This window comes from Idiomarina sp. 29L (genome assembly GCF_004123135.1).
Lineage (GTDB): Bacteria > Pseudomonadota > Gammaproteobacteria > Enterobacterales > Alteromonadaceae > Idiomarina.
Genome location: NZ_SDJS01000002.1, coordinates 686,584 through 705,346, shown reverse-complemented (window position 1 = coordinate 705,346; position 18,763 = coordinate 686,584). Strand labels below are relative to the sequence as shown.

Here is an 18,763-nt window from a genome sequence, read left to right as displayed (position 1 = left end):
TTAGTCTTCGGCTTTCTTGTCGGCCATAGGGAAGCCTAACGCTTCTCGTGCCTGATAATAAGTTTCAGCAACTGCCTTAGCCATGGTTCGCACTCGCAATATATAACGCTGCCTTTCGGTTACGGATATGGCGTGTCGGGCGTCTAACAAGTTGAACGCATGTGATGCGCGCATTACCTGCTCATAAGCGGGTAGAGGCAGGGCCTTTTCTATCAGCAATTGGCATTCTTTTTCGCAGTCTTCAAAACGCTGAAACAGCACATCGACATCAGCGTACTCGAAGTTATAAGTGGATTGCTCAACTTCGTTTTGATGAAAAACATCGCGATATAAGATTTTTCCACGTGGTCCGTCTGTCCAGACTAAGTCGTAAATGCTGTCCACGCCCTGAATGTACATTGCCAGGCGTTCAAGGCCGTAAGTAATTTCGCCGGCAACCGGACGACACTCTAAACCACCGACTTGCTGGAAGTAGGTGAACTGGGTGACTTCCATACCGTTCAACCAAACTTCCCAACCTAAGCCCCAGGCACCGAGCGTTGGCGACTCCCAGTTGTCTTCCACAAAGCGTATGTCATGCGTCAAAGTGTCAAAACCGAGCATTTCTAAGGAGCCCAAATAAAGCGCCTGGATGTCTTTTGGCGACGGCTTCATAATGACTTGAAACTGATAGTAATGCTGAAGACGGTTCGGGTTCTCGCCGTAGCGTCCGTCAGTGGGGCGGCGACAAGGCTGTACATAAGCGAAGCTAGCCGGCTCCGGCCCTATTGAACGCAGAAAGGTCATTGGATGAAATGTACCGGCGCCCACCTCCATATCCAGAGGTTGAACCACGGCACAGCCTTGCTGAGCCCAGTAATCTTGTAAGGCTAGAATAAGCCCCTGAAAGGTTTTTACATCGTATTTCGACATACGCGTTCTCTGCTTTGTTATTTGTGGTTGACCGATGGTCGAAAAATATGCGTAGATTATACCCTCTGAAGCGCCTTGGTTATAGGGGATGGCTTGACAAATAATCAGCCGGAGCGGTGTTCGTGGTGTGAATCGGCCGATGACTATAGGGCTTATCATGACAATGTCTGGGGAAGGCCGGTACGAGAATCGCAAGAACTCTTTGCGAAGTTGTGTCTGGACGGCCAACAAGCGGGTCTTAGCTGGATAACCATTTTGCGCAAACAAGCCGGTTACGAAAAAGCCTTTTTAAACTTTAATCCACAGGCTATTGTGGCAATGAGTGACGAACATCGGGAAGCGCTTTATACCAACCGTGATATTATTCGCAGTAAGAAAAAAATTGACGCCATATTTACCAACGCCGAAGCGTATTTAGCGCTTGAAAAACAAGGCGAAGACTTTGGTCGGTGGTTGTGGTCTTTTGTTGGTGGAAAACCTGTTATCAACAGTTATAAGACACAAGCGCAAATTCCCACCGAAAATGAAGCCTCCAGAGCAATGGCCAAAGCGTTGAAAAAGGCAGGATTCAAGTTCGTTGGCCCCACCATTTGCTATGCTTTTATGGAAGCAGTTGGTATGGTTAACGACCATGTTGTTAGCTGTCATTGTTACGAACCTGTCGTACAGCAAATGAAGCAATTTACGTTGTAAAACGTTGTTAAAAGAGCGAAGGAAGAATGATTGATATAACATTAGCGGATTACAGCAATCCCAAACATCGCAGCGCGGTTATCGCAATGCTTGACGCCTATGCTAAAGATCCCATGGGTGGCGGAGAAGGTATTTCTGAAGAAGTGAAAGAAAACCTGATTGATGAGATGGCAAAAAGAGATCATGTTTTTTCATTGCTGGCGTACGACGGTGACACTCCGGTTGGCGTTGCTAACTGTGTGGAAGGCTTCTCTACATTCGCTGCTAAGCCGCTGATGAACATTCATGATATAGCTGTTATACCGGAATACAGGGGTAAAGGAGTTGCACGTAAACTGCTGGACGAAGTGAAAACGTTGGCAGAATTTCGTGGCTGCGTGAAGCTGACCCTGGAAGTACTGGAAAATAACGACCGAGCCAAGCAAGCGTACAAAAATTTCGGCTTTGAACCTTACGAGCTCGGCGATGTTGGTCAGGCTGAGTTCTGGGAAATGTATTTAAATAAAGACAAAACCTGACACCCAAACGTCAGGCTCTTAGTGGGACTTCCTAACCCAGTAGCGGTAAGGCATATCTTCGGTTTCAGAGCCCACTAATTCATGCTCCATAAACTCGCAAAAGCCCGGAATGTCCCGGGTTGTTGCGGGGTCGTCCGCTATAATCAGTAACACTTGGCCAACTTCCATTTTACGAATAGCCGCTCTTACCAGCATGACGGGCTCCGGGCATTTAAGACCAAGGGTATCGAGTTCTTTGTCGCAGGTAATTTGAGTCATTAGCTTTAAAAAATTAAGTGGAATTAACGGAGAGTTTAACACTTTCGCGCTTAAGAGGTGAGGGGGAGAGGAGCCATTTGGCAGCTCCTCCTTTTATTTAACGCAGGGTACTCAGAAACACGCCGTGAACCCATCCCTGGGGGCTTGACTGCAGCCATCCATGGCTGCAGACAGTTTCTGAGTACCCTACGTCAATTAACAGCGGAGGAGCTACCAAATGGCTCCTCTACTGAGAGCGTCGTATTAAACCGCCCTAATTTTGCTGTTTCTTTTAAACGCGTTCGAAGACAGTAGCAATACCCTGACCTAAACCAATACACATGGTTGCTAAGCCAAGCTTCGCGTCTTTCTCTTCCATCAGGTTGATCAGCGTCGTTGAGATACGTGCGCCGGAACAGCCTAACGGGTGACCTAATGCGATAGCACCGCCGTTCAGGTTCACTTTTTCTTCCATTTTGTCGAACAGCTTCAAGCCCTTAAGAACAGGCAGAGACTGTGCGGCAAAGGCTTCGTTCAACTCAACAACGTCGATGTCGTCAATAGACACACCAGCACGTTTAAGTGCTTTCTCGGTTGCCGGTACTGGTCCGTAACCCATGATAGAAGGATCGCAGCCTGCAACCGCCATTGAACGGATTTTAACGCGTGGTTTGAGACCCAGTTCTTTGGCTTTGTCAGCCGACATAACCAACATGGCAGCTGCGCCGTCAGACAAGGCTGACGAGGTACCTGCGGTTACCGTGCCGTTGGCAGGGTCAAACACCGGGCGAAGCTGTGACAGGCCTTCTGCAGTGGTTTCCGGACGAATCACCTCGTCTTCAGTGACACGTACCAGCTCACCGTCGGCGTTGTGCCCGTTAATTGGATAAATCTCTTTTGCAAAACGGCCTTCCACGGTCGCTTCGTGCGCTTTCTTGTGAGAGCGAGCGCCGAATTCGTCTTGTTGTTCACGGGTAATACCGAATTTACGAGACAACAATTCAGCGGTCATACCCATACTGCCCGACGCTTTTGCTACAGACTTATTCATGCCCGGGTGAAAGTCGATGCCGTGAGTCATTGGTACGTGACCCATGTGCTCAACACCACCGGCCATAAAGATCTCACCGTCGCCATTCATAATAGCGCGGGCTGCGTCGTGCAGCGCCTGCATTGAAGAGCCACACAGACGGTTTACGGTAACGCCGGCCACTTTATGCGGAATACCCGCAATGAGTGCTGAGTTACGCGCAATATTGAAACCTTGTTCTAAAGTTTGCTGCACACAACCCCAGTAAATGTCTTCCAGTTCTTCAACATCTACTTCCGGATTACGTTCAAGTAAGCCCTTCATCAGCGCAGCTGAGAGGTCTTCGGCACGAGTATGGCGGAAAACACCATTTTTTGAACGCCCCATTGGCGTACGAATACAATCTACAATGACGATGTCTTTCATTTTAATAACCTCCTCAAGCCTTACTTCGCGCTGGTTGTGTCAAAGTAAGATTTACCGGCTTTAGCCATTTCGCGCATGCCGTCAGTCACTTGGTAAATTTCGCCTAAGTGTGCGTATTTGTCAGCCAGTTGAATAAAGTTGTCGATACCCACTGTTTCCAGATAACGGAATGGACCGCCTCGGAATGGAGGGAAGCCTAAGCCGTAAAGTAATGCCATGTCTGCTTCGGCAGCAGAGCCGACAATGTCTTCTTCCAGACAGCGAACGACTTCGTTCACCATGGGGATCATGCAGCGAGCAATGACTTCGTCTGCGTCCAGCTTTTTGCCTTGCTCACAGCCAAGTAATTCGTAAGTCGCCGGATCCGCTTCTTTGGTTGGCTTACCTTTTTTGTCGGTACCGTATACGTAGAAGCCTTTACCGTTTTTCTGACCGTAACGCTCAGCCGCTGCCAGTTTGGCTATAGCGCTTGAGGTGTCACGTTTCATGCGGGTAGGGAAGCCGTCTTCCATAACTACCGTACAGTGGTCTGCGGTGTCGATGCCGACAACGTCGCTTAAGTACGCAGGACCCATCGGCCAACCGAACTGCTTCTCCATAACCTTGTCGATGCCGACGAAGTCAACGCCTTCATCAACCATACCGGCAAAGCCTGCCAGGTAAGGGAAGAGTACGCGGTTTACCAGGAAGCCTGGGCAGTCGTTAACAACGATAGGTGTTTTGCCCAGCTTCAGAGCGTAGGCAACTACCGCATTAACGGTTTCGTCTGAGGTTTTTTCGCCACGAATAATCTCAACCAATGGCATTTTATGTACCGGGTTGAAGAAGTGCATACCGCAGAATTTTTCAGGGCGTTTCAGGTTTTTAGCCAGTTCAGTAATCGAAATGGTTGAGGTGTTTGATGTTAAGATAGCGTCGTCACCAATGACACCTTCAATTTCAGCCAGCACCGACCCTTTAATTTTTGGGTTTTCAACAACGGCTTCTACGACAATATCAACGTCTTTGACTGCTTCATTCAGCAGGGTCGGAGTAATTGACGACAAGACTTTAATCATCTTCTCGTTATTTACTTTGCCGCGCTCAACGCCCTTTTTCAGGATCTTACCGGCTTCTTTCATGCCCAGATCCAGTGCGTCTTGCTTAATGTCTTTCATGACAGCAGGAACACCTTTAAGCGCTGACTGGTAAGCGATACCGCCGCCCATAATACCAGCGCCTAATACACCCGCAGTTCTGATTTCTTTGGTTGCGGCTTTGGCGTATTTCTTGGACTTACTTTTAACAGCTTGATCAGCCAGGAATATACCAACCTGTGCCTGGCATGCGTCAGTTTGAGTCAGGTCGAAAAACGCATTATTTTCTGCTTTCAATGCGCCTTCGCGATGTTCGCGAGCACCTTTCTCAATTGCTTCTAGCGCCTTGTGTGGTGCCGGGTAATGTTTACCGGCTTTCGCTGCGATCAAGCCTTTTGCTGTAACCAGAGTCATCATTAACTCGGTATCGTTAGCTTTCAGCGGCTCTAACTTCGGCTGACGCTTGGCTTTCCAGTCTTGCTCACCGGCAGCAGCAGCTTTTGCTAAATTCAACGCCGCTTTTGTCAAGTTCTCTGGTTCAACAACCGCATCGACAGCACCCACTTTAAGGGCGGCTTCTGCTTTGTTGTTTTTGCCGGTAGTAATCCACTCCAAAGCGTTGTCCGGACCAATCACCCGTGGTAAACGCATGGTGCCGCCAAAGCCCGGGATAAGACCCAGCTTAACTTCTGGCAGACCGATGGTTGCTGTGGTGTCTGCTACACGGTAGTCACAGGCTAATAGGGCTTCACAACCACCGCCTAACGCGAAACCTTTAACCGCACCAACTGTTGGTACTGGCAGGTCTTCCAATTGGTCAAATACACGCGATGCTTTTGCTACCCAGCTGCGGGTTTTTTCCTGATCAGAGAATAGTGTCAGGAACTCTGTAATGTCAGCGCCGACAATAAAGGTCGACTTGCTACTGGTGACAATGACGCCACGCAGGTCATCGGTATTTTTAAGTTTTGTCAGCGCTTCGCTGAATTCTTCTAATGTTGCCTGGTCGAATTTATTAACCGAGCCTTTCGCATCAAATTGTAATTCTGCGAAACCTGGTTCGATAAAATCGACCCGAATGCTTTCACCTTGATAGATCATCTTGGGTCTCCCACGACTTCCATTAATTTGTTGCTGTAAAGAAACTGATTCTGTTATAGCTTTGGGTTAAGGTAGAGAGAGTTTGGCGCGAATACGCTAATTTTTCAACGGTTATTTAAACATGCGTTTGAATTAATGAAGAAGCAATCGTTTATCATTCGTTACAGTCGGCCTTTTATTCTCGCTTGTGCAATTGCTGCAGGCGGGATCTCGCATGCAGAGCCTGCGGTAACAGAAATCATGGGCTCAGAACAACGAGAGCAGCAGCGCGAGTTATTCAAAAAAGCGGAATATGCCGCCAAAAGAGGGCGCTTAAATGAATATCGGCAGTTACTTCAGGAATTAGACGGTTATCCGTTAAAACCTTACCTAGAGCTAACTCGGCTCGAGCAGGTGGGTTATTTGGCGAATGAAGACAGAGTGCTTCAGTTTTTAAAAACCTACGAAGGCACCCCTTTGGACTGGCAGTTACGCCAGCCCTGGCTCAGTTATTTGGCAAGTGAAGGTGAAAACAAGCGCTTTATTCGTGATTTCAGGCATCCAGGCACGCTGACGCATCGTTGCCAGTTTATTCATGCTCGCCGTGAAGAAGGGCTTGAAGATGGCCCGTTTAAGCGACAAGTCGACGCGATTTGGCAGCATGGGTTCTCTTTGCCTCAGGCTTGTGATCCCATCTTAAAAGAGTGGACAGAGCTGGGTGGGCGAACGGACGAGATGGTTTGGGAACGGTTGCGGTTGGCCGCCACCAGTGGCAACGCAACACTAATTCCTTACTTAACGGGACTGTTACCAGAACTCCAGCAATATTTAGGTGAGTTTTATCATAAAGTGCGCTATTCGCCCGCGGCATTAGAAGATTCAGGTTGGTTCAAAGGTCGTTATCCATCGCGTGAAGCTGAAATTGCTACCTTCGGTTTGAAAAAATTGATTTGGCGGGACGAAAATATCGCTCTTAGAGCGTATGACAAGCTGAAAGACAGCCTTCCATTTCGCGAAGAGCAGTTGGCAGAGATTGCCGAAGAGTTTGCGGTGGCTCTTAGCTTGGACGACCACCCAGAAGCGCGAATATGGCATTCGCGGGTTCCACCGGAAGCCCTTAACGAACGAGTATTGCAGTGGCGACTGGCCGTTCATATAAAGGACAACGATTTTCAAGGTTTAAAAGCGGTTATCAACGCGTTGCCGATGGCCATAAAGCAGGGGAATCAGTGGCGCTACTGGTTAGCCAGGAGCGAAGAAAAGCTGGGGAATGACTTAGCGGCGCAACAGCTTTATGAAGACCTGTCAGATGAACGACATTACTATGGCTTTCTCTCCGCCGCTCGTTTACAAAAGCCAATCAGCTTAGAGCAGGAAAAGCTGGAAGTCAGCGTGGTTCAGCTTGAGCAGGTGCGAAGTCATCCCAGTGTCCAGCGAGCCTATGAATTTATTCAATTAGAGCGATGGGTGGACGCACGCCGAGAATGGAACCATTTACTGACACAGCTTGACGGCGAAGAGCAAAAAGTTGCTGCGTACTTAGCAAGTGAGTGGGGATGGCACGATCAGGCCATTTGGACACTCGCGCAAATTGGGCACTTTGACGCCGTGGGTATTCGCTTCCCGCTTGCGTATCAGGGAATTTTAAGTCGGGCGTCTCAAGCGGCAGGAATCGATGAAGAATGGGCTCTGGCTATTACGCGTAGAGAAAGTGCGTTTCGGCATGACGCTTACTCAAGTGCCGGCGCCCGCGGGCTCATGCAAATATTGCCGAGCACCGCCAAAAAACTTGATGGTAATTCGAATTGGCGTCGTCTTAATAACCCGTCGGTCAATGTGCGCTTAGGTACGTATTATTTAGGCCGTCTAAAACATCGCTTCGAGAATAACTGGCTGTTGGCCACTGCAAGTTATAACGCGGGCTATTACCGTGTTAGGGAGTGGTTGCCCGAAGAACCGATGGAAGCAGATGCATGGATTGAAACAATACCCTATTATGAAACCAGAGATTACGTCAAAGCGGTATTAAGTTATCAACAAATTTATCGAATGCTGGGTGGTAAAGAAGATAACTTATTTGAAGACGTGATAGACATGAAAATTGTTGGTTCAGAATAGGACGACTATATGATCGCATCGGCCGGTTTATGGCGGTTGTTTCAAAGCCACATTGATGAATTGCAAAAACGCTCAGAGCGTTTGTTAGAGCGCGAAAACTTAGAGTTATTGGCCATTCATTCGGGGCAGCAGAAGCGCTGGTTTCTGGATGACATGAATTATCCCTTCAGAGCTAACCCTCATTTCAAAGCCTGGTGCCCAGAAACACAATTGCCCAATGCTTGGGTAATTGTTCAGCCTAAGACGAAGCCGACATTGGTTCTGTTGGCAGCGGATGACTTTTGGCACACGGTCAAGTCGGTGGAGTCTGAAGATTGGACACGGGCGTTCCACGTGGAACACCTGAAAACGCCAGAGGCTATTGAAACCCTTTTACCTTATGACAAAAAGCACGCCGCTTATATCGGTGAACATATAGAGGTGGCTAAAGCGCTTGGTTTTGACAATATAAACCCCGACCCAGTTTTGCATTTTTTTCATTATCATCGATTATTTAAAACAGACTATGAGTTGGCGTGTCTGGAAGAAGCAAACGCGCTAGCGGCAAGAGGACATATTGCGGCAGCAGAGAGTTTCGCTGAAGGCGCCTCGGAGTTTGAGTGCCTTTTAAGCTATATGTCAGAAACCCGGCAGGGGCAGAATGAAGTACCTTACGGCCATATTATTGGGCAGAATGAAAACGCTAGCGTCCTGCATCACTGGCAGCTAGCTACCGCTAACAGAACCTCGTTGCGGTCAATGCTTGTGGATGCAGGGGCAGAAGTCTGTGGCTACGCGGCGGACATATCCCGCACCTGGTCGTATGAGCACAACGAATACGAAGAGCTTATTGCGGCGATTGATCAAATTACGTTAGCGCTGATAGATAAGCTAAAACCGGGCGTTAGCTTTCCGGACTTGCATACACTTGCTCATGAGCAAATCGCGAACCTATTATTTGCCTTCGGATTTGTCCGTTGCAGCCCTGATCAAATGGTTGAAGATGGCATCACTACAGTGTTTTTCCCGCATGGGCTAGGGCACCCGCTTGGCTTACAAGTCCATGATGTCGGTGCCGCCCAAGCCGACGAACGTGGCACGCCAATCCCTTCACCAAAAGGACAGCTAACGCTGCGGACAACTCGTACGGTTGAAGCGAGGCAGGTTTATACCATAGAGCCTGGTATTTACTTTATTGAGCCGATGCTTAATAAGTTGGCGTCTTCCAATAAAAAGCACCTGATAAACTGGAAACGCGTGGACGAATTTCGTCCTTACGGCGGTGTTCGTATTGAAGACAACATTGTTGTTTACCGAGAGAAAAATGATAACTTAACGCGCCGAACCGAGCTGAAAGACTTTAAATTGAAGGTGAACTGACGTTGTCGGGTGAGAATTATTTAATAGCCATAGAAGGCGCTGAAGCCGAAATTGAGGTGAAAGGTAGTCGATTTATTGCCTGCTTAAGTCCGACAAAAACATCGGAAGAAGCGTTGGACTTTAAAGAGACGATTAAAAAGCGCTACCCTAAAGCCAGTCACTATTGTACCGCGTCAGTGTTTGGTCACCCCGAGGACAGTCACGGTTATGCCTACAGCGATGACGGCGAGCCGTCAGGAACGGCTGGCAGGCCTATGTTGATGGCACTGTGTGACGTTGGTATAGGACAGGTAACGGCTGTAGTTGTCCGGTATTTCGGAGGGACAAAGCTAGGCACCGGAGGCCTTCAGAGAGCTTATAAAGATGCCGTGTGTGAAGCGCTGCCCAATATAAAAGCGGAAACGCTCGTGTATAAACAGTCGTTCTCAATCCGCTTTGACTATACCGATCAAGGTGCCGTTGAGCAGCTTTTTGAACGCTATGATGCAGAAGTTCGGGAAGCAGAATACAGTGACATTATTGCTCAGGAAGTACGGCTAGAGCCTTCGAAAGTGAATGAATTGCAAGAAAAGCTACAGGCCGCCACACAAGGGCGCGTACAATTGCGCCCGTACTAGAAGAACATGGCACTGGGCTGGAAGACTCTTTCTACCTGATCGATGTATTTTTTATCGAGCAAGAACAGAATAACGTGGTCGTCTGAGTGAATGATGGTTTCGCTGTGCGCCATTAATACTTCATTACCACGCACAATTGCGCCAATGGTGGTGCCTGGTGGTAGTTTGATGTCTTTTATGGCTTTGCCTACTACTTTTGAGGTGTCCTCGTCGCCGTGCGCAATAGCTTCAATCGCCTCAGCGGCACCTTTTCGTAGCGAGTAAACGTTCACAATATCGCCACGACGGACGTGAGTCAGTAGCGCTGATACCGTTGCGCGTTGCGGAGAAATAGCAATATCGATTTCACCGCCCTGAACTAAGTCGACATAGGCACTGCGCTGAATAAGCACCATGGTTTTGCGAGCACCCATACGCTTAGCCAGCATGGCCGACATAATATTCGCTTCGTCGTCGTTGGTGACAGCAATAAATACATCTATATCTTCAACGTGCTCTTCTTCTAAAAGCTTCTGATCAGACGCATCGCCCCGGAATATAAGAGTATGCTCTAAACGCTGAGACAACTCTTCGGCTCGTGTCTCAGAACGCTCAATCAGCTTCACCCGGTGGTCATCTTCAAGCTGTTTTGCTAAGCCGGCACCAATATTACCGCCGCCAACAATCATAATCCGGCGATACTTGTCCTCAAGCTTCTGAAGCTCTTGCATTACCGTGCTAATGTGTCGAGTATCGGCAATAAAGAAAATTTCATCGTCCGCTTCAATCACTGTTGTGCCAGTTGGGCGAATGGGTTTGCCCTGACGGTAAATAGCGGCAACACGAGTGTCGATATTGGGAATATGCTCGCGCAGGGTTGAAATAGCATGACCCACAAGTTTACCGCCATAGTATGCTTTGACGGCGACAAGAGATGCTCGACCGCCGGCAAATTCCATAACCTGCAGGGCGCCGGGGTAGTCAATTAAACGTTTAATATAATTGGTAACAAGCTGCTCAGGTGAAATGATGTTATCGACCGGCGCATCCTGATTATGAAATAACTGGTCTTTGTAACGAATGTATTCTTCTGAGCGAATACGGGCAATTTTCTTTGGCGTATTAAAAATAGAGTAGGCGACCTGGCAGGCAATCATATTGGTTTCATCGCTACTGGTCACCGCAATGAGTAAGTCAGCATCGTCTGCACCTGCGCGTCGTAAAACGTCCGGATGTGCGCCGTTACCAGCCACGACACGTAAGTCGTATTTGTCCTGTAAGTCGTCCAATAGGTCGGCGTTTGTGTCGACAATCGTAATATCGTTTTTTTCGCCGACTAAGTTTTCTGCCAGCGTACCGCCAACCTGACCAACACCCAATATGATTATTTTCATTGTGCTTTTTTAAGTCTCGCGTAAAAGAAGCCGTCGCCGTCAGCATCACCTGGTAAAATTTGAACCATGGTCTGATCCGACTCTATGGGTATGAGAGTAGCATCGCTGTGCTGCTTTAGGAAAGTCTCTATCTGAGACTGATTCTCTACCCGCATCACTGAACAAGTTGCGTAAAGGAGTTCGCCCCCGGGAGTAAGCGTCTCCCATAATGCGTTCAGTATGTGGCCCTGAAGTTCAGCAAGCTCGGTGATATCACTTTGTCTACGCAGCCATTTGATGTCCGGGTGCCTACGAATTACGCCAGTCGCAGAACAGGGTGCATCTAATAATATGCGGTCAAAAGGCTTGCCGTCCCACCACTTTGACGGGTCGGCCGCATCCGCACAGTGAACCTCTGCCGAAAGCTGCTGGCGTGCTAAGTTCTCGTTGATGCGTTCTATTCGGTTTGCGTCAAGTTCGACAGCGTGAACCGGGCAGTCAAAAGAGTGCCTTTCCAATAAGTGTAAAAGTTTTCCGCCCGGCGCGGCACAGCAGTCGAGTACCCGGTGGCTGTTATCCACATTAAGATAGTCAGCGGCCAGTTGTGCCGAGCGATCTTGCACAGACACAGCGCCGTCATGAAAATGAGGTAATTTATCGACAGGGCATGGCGTTAGCAATTTAATCGCGTTACGTGCTTCCGTGTCTGGCACCGCGTCAATACCTTCGCTTTTCAGTTGCGCCATATAGTCATCGCGGGAGAACTGGCGCTCGTTAACGCGAAGCCACATCGGAGGGTGCTGGTTATTTTCCCTGAGAATTGATGCCGCTTTATCGCCGTGGTCAGTTTCAAACTGTTGTACTAACCAACGAGGGTGGTTGTGAGCGTTGTCCTCAGGTAAGTGCCGCTCAAAGTTCTCATCGGCGTCTGGCGCTTCGCGTAATAGCTGGCGCAAAACTCCGTTTATAAGCGCTTTGTTACTGCGCTTTTTCAACACAACGGCAGCTTCAACCGTTGCGCTCACTGCAGCGTGGTCTTTGATACGCTGACAATAGAGCTGGTACGCGCCAACCAATAGCAGGTAGTGCAGGACTTTCAGTTTGCCTTTAAGTGGTTGTTGCAGCTTGGCGCCAACAAGCTTGTTTAACGTAGGAAGAACGCGCAACACGCCGTAGCTAATTGCACTTGCTAAACGCTTGTCCTGCGGGGAAAGCTTTGCGGTGGCGTTGGGCAGCGCAGTGGATAACGACTCGCCTTTTTCTAATACCTGGAAAAGCGCAGTCGCTGCAGCAGCTCGGCTCGTTGCACCTGATCCTTTGCTCTCACTTTTGTTTGACTCACTCATAATAGCTGTAAGCCTTCAGTAAAAACCTTGGCATAACCGTTAATGAGTGTTGCGGCTGGCTGAGGCTTTTTTCCTGGCATTTGTGCTTTCGTGATTCGTAAAACACCATCACCCGTGGCAACATCGATACCGTCGCTAGAGGTTTGTACAATAGTCCCCGGCGCTGCTTGGCTTGCACCCTGTGCAATTTCCGCTTCAATAACTTTTATGGTTTTTTGTTCACCCAATTGGCCGGACTCGCACCAGCTCACCGGCCAGGGGGTAAATGCCCGGGTACAACGCTCAATAAAGGCCGCAGACTTATTCCAGTCGATTTTTGCTTCCGCCTTAGTGAGTTTTTTGGCATAGGTGGCTTGTTGGTCATTCTGAACCTGGGCTTTGGCGTGGTATGCGTCTAAGTTTTTCAGTGTCTGAATTAAAGCTTGCGGACCCAGTGCTTCAAGCTTTTTATACAACGACGCTGAGGTCTCATCAGGGTCAATTGCGCAGCGTTTTTCCAGCAGTACGGGACCGGTATCTAACCCCGCTTCCATTTGCATCACAGCAACGCCGGACTCAGTGTCGCCCGCCCATATCGCTCGTTGAATAGGCGCTGCGCCGCGCCACCTTGGCAGCAGTGAGCCGTGCACGTTCACACAGCCCCGGGTTGGAATATCGAGCACAGACTGAGGCAATAATAAACCGTAAGCCACCACAACCATGACGTCTGGTTTTAATGCCTTTAGCTCTTCTTGCGCTGCTTCTGTTTTCAGCGACTCAGGCTGAAACACGGCTAACTGGTTAGCTTCAGCCAATTGCTTTACGGCACTGGGTTGTAGTTTTTTTCCACGTCCTGCAGGGCGGTCAGGCTGTGTGTAGACACCGACTACGTTAAAGTCGGCGTCTAAAAGATGCGACAAGTGCTGTGCCGCAAAATCAGGGGTTCCGGCAAAAACGATGCGCATTATTGGGCTTCCGACGCAAATTTTTCAGCTAAACGCTGCTCTTTTTCCAGTTTTTTGCGAATGCGCTCACGTTTTAGCGGGGACAGATAATCGACAAACAATTTGCCGTTTAAATGGTCTATTTCGTGTTGAATACAAATAGCCAGTAAGCCTTCTGCATTCAGTGAGAACTCTTCACCGTTTTTATCTAACGCTTTGACGGTAATGGTTTCGGCTCGTTCAACTTTGGCGTAAACCCCCGGGAACGACAGGCAGCCTTCGTCATTTTTAAAATGACCTTCGGCCTTGGTGATTTCCGGATTAATGAACACTAACGGCTCATTTTGATCTTCGCTGCAATCGGCGACGAATAAACGCTGATGCACATCCACCTGCGTTGCGGCCAGTCCGACACCTTGTTCGTCGTACATGGTTTCGAACATATCATCGATAACCGCACGAATAGTATCGTCTACTTTCGGAATTACTTGTGCGACTTTACGTAAACGTTCGTCGGGATATTTAAGAACTGTCATTTTTGCCATAGAAACCTCCAAAACTTCATCTACCCTATAGTTTACCTTAAATTGACCGGTGAAGGACAGGGCATGGATGCTGAGCACTTATGTTTATTAATGGGGGCGTCAAAGGCGCCAAACAAGGTACAGAAAGCGGCGAGAGAGAGCACCTCCATTGCGGAGTTATCGGAACGATGGGGGCAATCGTTTAAACCGGTCAACCCTAAATGGATAAACGCAGCCAAAACATGGGCGCAAACGGAGCGGCAGGGCGTCATTTCGTATTTTTGTGACGACTATCCGGAGCCGCTAAAATCCATTCAAAATCCGCCGTGGCTGCTGTATTACCGGGGGCGCAAAGAATTACTGCAAGGTGCAGGTGTCGCTGTTGTTGGGAGCCGAAAAGCATCGCATAGTGGTTTGCAAATTACGGACTGGATAGCCAAAGATTTGGTTGCTGCCGGTATCGTCGTGGTGAGCGGCCTGGCAATGGGTATCGACGCGCAGGCACATAAAACAGCGGCCGATAAAGGGAAAACCATTGCGGTGCTTGGGACGGGAATAGACCAGTATTACCCGCGCAGGAATAAAACCTTGCAGGATTTCATTGCTCACCAGGGATTGCTGATTTCTGAATTTCCGCCGGGGCAGACCGCCAGAATTGATCACTTCCCCCGCCGCAATCGTATTATTAGTGGTATTAGTCAGGCTGTTGTTGTGGTCGAGGCGGCTCGTAAAAGCGGCTCGTTGTCGACCGCCATTCATGGTCTGAACGAAGGTCGAGAAGTGGGTGCGGTGCCGGGCTCCGTTTTAATGCCGGAGCATCAGGGGTGTCACTGGCTATTGCAGCAAGGCGCTAAGTTGATTAACACGCCACAGGACATCCTCGATTGGTTTGATGTCAGTGCGGCTGGCTCTGTCGATGACAACCGACTGAACGGCGAGAATGAAAGCTTGGCAAACTGCCGTTTGTTCGCTAGTCTGAATTCAGAGCCACGAACAATTGATGACATGGTACAATTGTCCGGACTCGAGGTTGCTGAAGTCATGGAGAAGATAGTGTTATACGAATTAGATGGACTTGTGGCAGCCGTACCAGGCGGTTATATCAAAGTGGGGAGGCGCTAAATCATGTTTGATATCCTCATGTATTTATTTGAAAACTATATCCATTCTGAAATGGAAGTGGTGGTCGATCACGACGAGCTGACCAATGAATTAACGCGCGCTGGTTTCCGTGAACAGGAAATTCAAAAGGCGTTAGCGTGGTTAGAGCGCTTGGCCGACTTACAGGAATTAGAAACCAAATCTTATATTGATGCGTCCGCTACCCAAGCGACTCGCATTTACACAGCCGATGAAATGACTCGCCTGGACAGCCAGTGTCGTGGTTTTATCATGTATCTGGAAAACTTGGGCGTGTTGGATTTTGCCACACGTGAAGTGGTCATTGACCGTGTCATGGAGCTGGAAACAGCCCGCTTTACATTAGACGATCTGAAATGGGTTGTTTTGATGGTGTTGTTTAATGTCCCCGGACAAGAAGCTGCTTACGACCAAATGGAAGGGCTTCTGTTTGAAGAAGCAGATGGACCCTTACATTAATGTCCGCTGATGAACGCTGCCCGCGTTGTCAGCGGCCGTTAGTTATAAAACACGTTGGTCATAACAGTTTTTTAGGTTGTACCGGTTACCCGGACTGTGACTACAAGCGTGGCTTAAGAGAACAGTCTGAAATAGAGCCGGAAAACTTAGGCGTTCCCTGTCCTGAGTGTGGCGAAGAACTGCAATTGAAAAGCGGCCGCTATGGCTTATTTGTCGGGTGCAGCAACTTTCCTGACTGCGAGTTCGTTACTGAGCCTGACGCGGGCAATGACGACACCATTCAATGCCCTGAGTGTAAAAAAGGTCAGTTACGACAAAAAACGTCCCGCCGAGGCACCGTGTTCTATGCCTGTGACCAGTATCCGACTTGCCAATTTACGGTGAATCAGCCGCCGGCCGATGAGTCTTGCCCTAAGTGTGGTTTTGCATTATTAGTGAAGCGGAAAACAGCCTCTGGTATGCGAAAAGTCTGTATACAAAAGCAATGCGACTATAAATCTGACACGCTATAATACCCCGCAACAATTTAACGAGAGAGTGTGTTATGTCTCACGACTGGGAAGCCGCGAAAGAAGCGGTAAAAACCGGGGTGATAGCGTACCCAACAGAAGCCGTTTTTGGGCTTGGCTGTGACCCGTCCAACGAAATTGCTATTCAACGACTACTCAGCTTGAAACAGCGTCCGGCAGAAAAAGGCGTTATTTTAATTGCCGCTGATTACAGCCAATTGCTGCCGTATGTTGATGACACGGCCATACCGCAGGATAAACGGTTTTCTGTGCTTTCGCACTGGCCGGGTCCTGTGACGCTTATTCTGCCGGCAAGGAAAACAACGTCGCGACTGCTGACTGGCGGACGAGATACCATTGCTGTGCGTGTTTCCGCCCACGAAGCAGTGCGGGAGTTATGCCGTGAGCTGGGTCATGCGCTGGTGTCCACCAGTGCCAACCTAACCGGCGAAGAGCCGGCACGTACCGCTGAAGAAGTTACGCAGCAGTTTGGTGACAAAGTCAGCTGGGTAATGGATGCTCCAACCGGCGGCGCTAAGAACCCGACTCGTATTATCGACCCATTTAGCAATAAGGTGCTTCGAGACGATGCATAGTAGCTATTTAACGCAAGTAAAAGACTACTTAATGGCACTGCAGGACAGTATTTGCCAGCAGTTAGAAGAGGCAGACGGTGCAGAAAGGTTTCAGGAAGACAGCTGGGACCGACCAGGCGGGGGCGGCGGGCGCTCTCGTATTTTGAAAAACGGTGCGGTTTTTGAGCAAGGCGGCGTCGGTTTCTCGCATGTGTATGGTGAAAAAATGCCTGCCTCTGCAACCGCGCACCGACCGGAACTGGAAGGTCGTGACTTTAATGCCTGCGGCGTGTCGTTGGTGTTGCATCCTAAAAACCCATTCGTACCAACCGTTCACATGAATGTGCGCTTTTTTATTGCCCAAAAGGAAGGGGAAGAGCCAGTTTGGTGGTTCGGAGGTGGCTTTGATTTAACGCCGTTTTATGCGTTTGAAGAAGACGTCGTTGGCTGGCATAAAACAGCGAAGCAGGCGTTAGACAGCGTTGATAAAGCCTTTTATCCAGAATACAAGCAATGGTGCGACGACTACTTTTTTTTAAAACACCGCAACGAAGCGCGCGGTGTGGGTGGCGTTTTTTTTGATGATTTGAATGACCGGCCATTCGAAGAATGCTTTTCGGTGATAAAGGCGGTGGGCGATGCCTTTACCCGGGCTTATTTGCCGATAGTCGAACGCCGTAAAGAGACCCCTTACACCGAGCAGCACCGAGACTTTCAGCTGTATCGACGTGGGCGTTATGTTGAGTTTAACCTGGTGTGGGACAGAGGAACCCTGTTTGGTCTGCAAACAGGTGGCCGTACCGAGTCCATTTTAATGTCGATGCCTCCGCTTGTGCGCTGGGAGTATAACTGGACGCCGGAGCCTGGTTCCCCCGAAGAGCTGCTAACGTCTTATTATTTGCAACCACGAGATTGGTTGGCAGAGCAATGACGAGTCCAGTGCGTTTGGGGGTTTTCGGGAACCCGGTGGCTCACAGTTTGTCACCAACCATTCATAGTTTATTTGCAGAGCTTCGCGATGAGCGTATTTTGTATGAGCGAATGCTAGCAACGCCGGCTCTTTTTCCAAAAGCAGTAGCGGAGTTTTTTCGAAATGGCGGATTGGGTGCGAATGTTACCTTGCCATTTAAAGAGCAAGCAGCACAACTGGCAAACATCTTAACGGATAGAGCCCGGGTTGCTGGCGTAGTAAACACGTTAATGAGAGTTGGCTCAGGCTTTGTTGTTGGAGACAACACCGACGGTGAAGGCTTAGTTAAAGATTTAAATAGCAAAGGCTTTCGTGTAAGTGGGCGCTCACTTGTTTTGTTAGGTGCAGGTGGCTCAGCTCGCGGCGTGTTACCTGCGTTACTGAGTTTGAGTCCGGCGAAAGTGTATTTGGTTAACCGAACGCTGGAGAAAGCCCAAGTTCTTAAGCAGTTGCTTGTCGACTTGAGTGTTCTCGATGCCGAGAATATTCAGGTTGTATCAAATGCCAACAGTATTAACGAACAGATTGGTGCAGTCGTAAATGCCACCAGCAGCAGTCTTCACAATATGGATATTCCGTTGCCGGGACGTTTTACTTACGACGCCTGGGGCTATGATTTAATGTACAGCGATACCCCCACTCATTTTCTGAAGCAACTGGAAAAGGCTGGCGTTAAAAACCGTGCCGATGGATTGGGAATGTTGATTGAGCAGGCGGCTTCCTCTTACCAATTATGGATGGGTGGAGAGCGGCCGAATACCACCTTTGTTATGTCCAAAATACGAGGCTGAACCCACTGATTTCTAAGTGATTTATAAAAAGTTTTATAAATCCGAAAAATTACCGAACAAAAGAATATAAAAAAATGGATTTTGGTAGTAGATCATCCCGAATTTTGT

General features: G+C 48.9%; 19 protein-coding genes. 11 read left to right on the top strand and 8 right to left on the bottom strand.

Going from position 1 to position 18,763, the window contains the following annotated elements; all coding sequences use genetic code 11:
* Entirely contained in the window at positions 1 to 912 is a 912-nt protein-coding gene (gene glyQ / locus EST55_RS07040) for a glycine--tRNA ligase subunit alpha (protein ID WP_129496959.1), read from the bottom strand.
* Between the two features lie 93 nt (positions 913 to 1,005).
* Between glyQ and EST55_RS07035 the strand changes: the two genes are divergently transcribed.
* Both EST55_RS07035 and EST55_RS07030 read left to right on the top strand, forming a co-directional pair.
* The gene (locus tag EST55_RS07035; RefSeq protein WP_129496958.1) at positions 1,006 to 1,605 is read left to right on the top strand and encodes a DNA-3-methyladenine glycosylase I; all 600 of its coding nucleotides are present in this window, start codon (positions 1,006 to 1,008) and stop codon (positions 1,603 to 1,605) included.
* A gap of 26 nt (positions 1,606 to 1,631) precedes the next feature.
* On the top strand, positions 1,632 to 2,123 hold the full coding sequence (locus tag EST55_RS07030) for a GNAT family N-acetyltransferase (RefSeq protein WP_129496957.1): 492 nt from the start codon (positions 1,632 to 1,634) through the stop codon (positions 2,121 to 2,123).
* Between the two features lie 18 nt (positions 2,124 to 2,141).
* On the opposite strand, the gene tusA is transcribed toward EST55_RS07030, so the two are convergent.
* The 3 genes from tusA to fadB form a co-directional block, all read right to left on the bottom strand.
* Positions 2,142 to 2,381 carry a sulfurtransferase TusA gene (tusA, locus tag EST55_RS07025; RefSeq protein WP_129497026.1) on the bottom strand — a complete coding sequence of 80 codons (240 nt, stop codon included), beginning with the start codon at positions 2,379 to 2,381 and terminating at the stop codon, positions 2,142 to 2,144.
* 271 nt (positions 2,382 to 2,652) lie between these two features.
* On the bottom strand, positions 2,653 to 3,816 hold the full coding sequence (fadA, locus tag EST55_RS07020) for an acetyl-CoA C-acyltransferase FadA (protein WP_129496956.1): 1,164 nt from the start codon (positions 3,814 to 3,816) through the stop codon (positions 2,653 to 2,655).
* Positions 3,817 to 3,836: 20 nt separating this feature from the next.
* Positions 3,837 to 5,993: a fatty acid oxidation complex subunit alpha FadB gene (fadB, locus tag EST55_RS07015; protein WP_129496955.1), complete on the bottom strand. Its 2,157-nt coding sequence runs from the start codon at positions 5,991 to 5,993 to the stop codon at positions 3,837 to 3,839.
* A gap of 135 nt (positions 5,994 to 6,128) precedes the next feature.
* On the opposite strand from fadB, the gene EST55_RS07010 reads away from it, so the two are divergent.
* The 3 genes from EST55_RS07010 to EST55_RS07000 are packed head-to-tail and all read left to right on the top strand — an operon-like array spanning position 6,129 to position 10,066.
* Entirely contained in the window at positions 6,129 to 8,090 is a 1,962-nt protein-coding gene (locus EST55_RS07010; RefSeq protein WP_129496954.1) for a transglycosylase SLT domain-containing protein, read from the top strand.
* 9 nt (positions 8,091 to 8,099) lie between these two features.
* The gene (gene pepQ, locus EST55_RS07005) at positions 8,100 to 9,449 is read left to right on the top strand and encodes a Xaa-Pro dipeptidase (protein WP_129496953.1); all 1,350 of its coding nucleotides are present in this window, start codon (positions 8,100 to 8,102) and stop codon (positions 9,447 to 9,449) included.
* A gap of 2 nt (positions 9,450 to 9,451) precedes the next feature.
* Positions 9,452 to 10,066 carry a YigZ family protein gene (locus EST55_RS07000; RefSeq protein WP_129496952.1) on the top strand — a complete coding sequence of 205 codons (615 nt, stop codon included), beginning with the start codon at positions 9,452 to 9,454 and terminating at the stop codon, positions 10,064 to 10,066.
* On the opposite strand, the gene trkA is transcribed toward EST55_RS07000, so the two are convergent.
* Genes trkA through def form a run of 4 tightly spaced genes read right to left on the bottom strand, consistent with a single transcriptional unit; the run spans position 10,063 to position 14,232 of the window.
* Positions 10,063 to 11,439 (bottom strand): Trk system potassium transporter TrkA, encoded by a 1,377-nt coding sequence (gene trkA, locus EST55_RS06995; RefSeq protein WP_100691109.1) that lies wholly within the window; start codon positions 11,437 to 11,439, stop codon positions 10,063 to 10,065. The genes EST55_RS07000 and trkA overlap by 4 nt on opposite strands.
* A complete protein-coding gene (gene rsmB / locus EST55_RS06990; protein WP_129496951.1) occupies positions 11,436 to 12,764 on the bottom strand; it encodes a 16S rRNA (cytosine(967)-C(5))-methyltransferase RsmB in 1,329 nt (442 codons plus the stop codon). Before rsmB ends, trkA begins: the two co-directional genes overlap by 4 nt.
* Complete coding sequence (fmt, locus tag EST55_RS06985) at positions 12,761 to 13,708, bottom strand: methionyl-tRNA formyltransferase (RefSeq protein WP_129496950.1); 948 nt, start codon at positions 13,706 to 13,708, stop codon at positions 12,761 to 12,763. Before fmt ends, rsmB begins: the two co-directional genes overlap by 4 nt.
* Positions 13,708 to 14,232 carry a peptide deformylase gene (gene def / locus EST55_RS06980; protein ID WP_100691106.1) on the bottom strand — a complete coding sequence of 175 codons (525 nt, stop codon included), beginning with the start codon at positions 14,230 to 14,232 and terminating at the stop codon, positions 13,708 to 13,710. The genes fmt and def overlap by 1 nt, the downstream gene beginning before the upstream one ends.
* Before the next feature lie 63 nt (positions 14,233 to 14,295).
* On the opposite strand from def, the gene dprA reads away from it, so the two are divergent.
* From dprA to aroE, 6 genes are read left to right on the top strand one after another with little or no spacing between them, the layout of a single operon-like run.
* Positions 14,296 to 15,333: a DNA-processing protein DprA gene (gene dprA / locus EST55_RS06975; protein WP_240665270.1), complete on the top strand. Its 1,038-nt coding sequence runs from the start codon at positions 14,296 to 14,298 to the stop codon at positions 15,331 to 15,333.
* A 3-nt stretch (positions 15,334 to 15,336) separates the two neighbouring features.
* The gene (locus tag EST55_RS06970) at positions 15,337 to 15,810 is read left to right on the top strand and encodes a DUF494 family protein (protein ID WP_088769298.1); all 474 of its coding nucleotides are present in this window, start codon (positions 15,337 to 15,339) and stop codon (positions 15,808 to 15,810) included.
* Positions 15,810 to 16,322: a type I DNA topoisomerase gene (locus EST55_RS06965; RefSeq protein ID WP_129496949.1), complete on the top strand. Its 513-nt coding sequence runs from the start codon at positions 15,810 to 15,812 to the stop codon at positions 16,320 to 16,322. Before EST55_RS06970 ends, EST55_RS06965 begins: the two co-directional genes overlap by 1 nt.
* A 32-nt stretch (positions 16,323 to 16,354) precedes the next feature.
* Positions 16,355 to 16,915, top strand: a complete 561-nt coding sequence (locus tag EST55_RS06960; protein ID WP_129496948.1) for an L-threonylcarbamoyladenylate synthase — start codon at positions 16,355 to 16,357, stop codon at positions 16,913 to 16,915.
* Positions 16,908 to 17,825 (top strand): oxygen-dependent coproporphyrinogen oxidase, encoded by a 918-nt coding sequence (hemF, locus tag EST55_RS06955; protein WP_129496947.1) that lies wholly within the window; start codon positions 16,908 to 16,910, stop codon positions 17,823 to 17,825. The genes EST55_RS06960 and hemF overlap by 8 nt, the downstream gene beginning before the upstream one ends.
* Entirely contained in the window at positions 17,822 to 18,655 is an 834-nt protein-coding gene (gene aroE / locus EST55_RS06950; protein ID WP_129496946.1) for a shikimate dehydrogenase, read from the top strand. Before hemF ends, aroE begins: the two co-directional genes overlap by 4 nt.
* Positions 18,656 to 18,763: the final 108 nt, after the last annotated feature.

Excerpts from the sequence above, each read along its gene's own strand:
- glyQ (WP_129496959.1), bottom strand. The coding sequence starts at position 912 with ATGTCGAAATACGATGTAAAAACCTTTCAGGGGCTTATTCTAGCCTTA.
- EST55_RS07030 (WP_129496957.1), top strand. The coding sequence starts at position 1,632 with ATGATTGATATAACATTAGCGGATTACAGCAATCCCAAACATCGCAGC.
- tusA (WP_129497026.1), bottom strand. The coding sequence starts at position 2,381 with ATGACTCAAATTACCTGCGACAAAGAACTCGATACCCTTGGTCTTAAA.
- fadA (WP_129496956.1), bottom strand. The coding sequence starts at position 3,816 with ATGAAAGACATCGTCATTGTAGATTGTATTCGTACGCCAATGGGGCGT.
- fadB (WP_129496955.1), bottom strand. The coding sequence starts at position 5,993 with ATGATCTATCAAGGTGAAAGCATTCGGGTCGATTTTATCGAACCAGGT.
- EST55_RS07010 (WP_129496954.1), top strand. The coding sequence starts at position 6,129 with ATGAAGAAGCAATCGTTTATCATTCGTTACAGTCGGCCTTTTATTCTC.
- pepQ (WP_129496953.1), top strand. The coding sequence starts at position 8,100 with ATGATCGCATCGGCCGGTTTATGGCGGTTGTTTCAAAGCCACATTGAT.
- trkA (WP_100691109.1), bottom strand. The coding sequence starts at position 11,439 with ATGAAAATAATCATATTGGGTGTTGGTCAGGTTGGCGGTACGCTGGCA.
- rsmB (WP_129496951.1), bottom strand. The coding sequence starts at position 12,764 with ATGAGTGAGTCAAACAAAAGTGAGAGCAAAGGATCAGGTGCAACGAGC.
- fmt (WP_129496950.1), bottom strand. The coding sequence starts at position 13,708 with ATGCGCATCGTTTTTGCCGGAACCCCTGATTTTGCGGCACAGCACTTG.
- def (WP_100691106.1), bottom strand. The coding sequence starts at position 14,232 with ATGGCAAAAATGACAGTTCTTAAATATCCCGACGAACGTTTACGTAAA.
- dprA (WP_240665270.1), top strand. The coding sequence starts at position 14,296 with ATGGATGCTGAGCACTTATGTTTATTAATGGGGGCGTCAAAGGCGCCA.
- EST55_RS06970 (WP_088769298.1), top strand. The coding sequence starts at position 15,337 with ATGTTTGATATCCTCATGTATTTATTTGAAAACTATATCCATTCTGAA.
- EST55_RS06965 (WP_129496949.1), top strand. The coding sequence starts at position 15,810 with ATGTCCGCTGATGAACGCTGCCCGCGTTGTCAGCGGCCGTTAGTTATA.
- EST55_RS06960 (WP_129496948.1), top strand. The coding sequence starts at position 16,355 with ATGTCTCACGACTGGGAAGCCGCGAAAGAAGCGGTAAAAACCGGGGTG.
- hemF (WP_129496947.1), top strand. The coding sequence starts at position 16,908 with ATGCATAGTAGCTATTTAACGCAAGTAAAAGACTACTTAATGGCACTG.
- aroE (WP_129496946.1), top strand. The coding sequence starts at position 17,822 with ATGACGAGTCCAGTGCGTTTGGGGGTTTTCGGGAACCCGGTGGCTCAC.